Below are 814 nucleotides of genomic sequence, written 5' to 3' on the forward strand. Positions count from 1 at the left end.
ACTAAGCTAGAAGAGCACTCACAATACGCACTGTATGCCCCTGGAAACTATAAAGAGTTGAAGGGTGCATGGGCAGATGCTCAGGAGATTTATGCCGACATCGCAAAAGATCACACGTTGATTACGGACAGCTACTCGATCTTTTCAAGTCAGACATACGCGCAAGCATTCGATGAAAAAGTAGAGACAGTACAGTCTAACTACGACGCGATTCTTGTACTTAAGGAAAAAGCAGACCAAGTATTAGCAGATTCTATCGCACAGATGGATTATCTGAAGCTGCTCGGTGCTGACACCATGTTTAAGTCGAACTACAAGCGACTTTATTCAGAGTACAGCGAGCTCTTTAATTATGTATTAGTAGATGAGCTGGAAGATGCTCAAGAAGCGCAGGTCGAGTTTTTGAACAACGCTCGCGTGCTTGAAGTGAAAGTCGCGCATAAGAAGTACATCACGCCGCTGAAAGAGAAGCTAGAGTTGCTAGAAGATGAAGACTTCCATGAAGTGGTGCCTTTGACTTTTGCTAAAGCGAATTCGCAAATCGAATTGGCTGAGAACAAAATCAAAGCGAGCCCACGTGAAAAGTCGATTATTGAAGATGCGGTAACAGCAGCTGAGTTCGAGCTAAACCACGTTCGTAGTGTTGCTCATGAAGTGAAGCTGCTTGCGAGTATTGAAGACGACAAGTTTGAACAAGCGGTATTAAGTGCAGAGAATCAGCTACTGAGCATCTCTAAAGCGATCAACGACCAAGATTATCGAGACGTTGTGTTACGTATTCAGTCTCAGAAGATTGTCGATAGCGTGAAGAAGT

At 44.0% G+C, this 814-nt stretch carries 1 pseudogene; it reads left to right on the top strand.

The features are described from left to right. A pseudogene (locus KIV40_RS33105) lies at positions 1-814 on the top strand (ATPase); the annotation flags it as partial.

It is taken from the genome of Vibrio sp. D173a, from assembly GCF_030248475.1.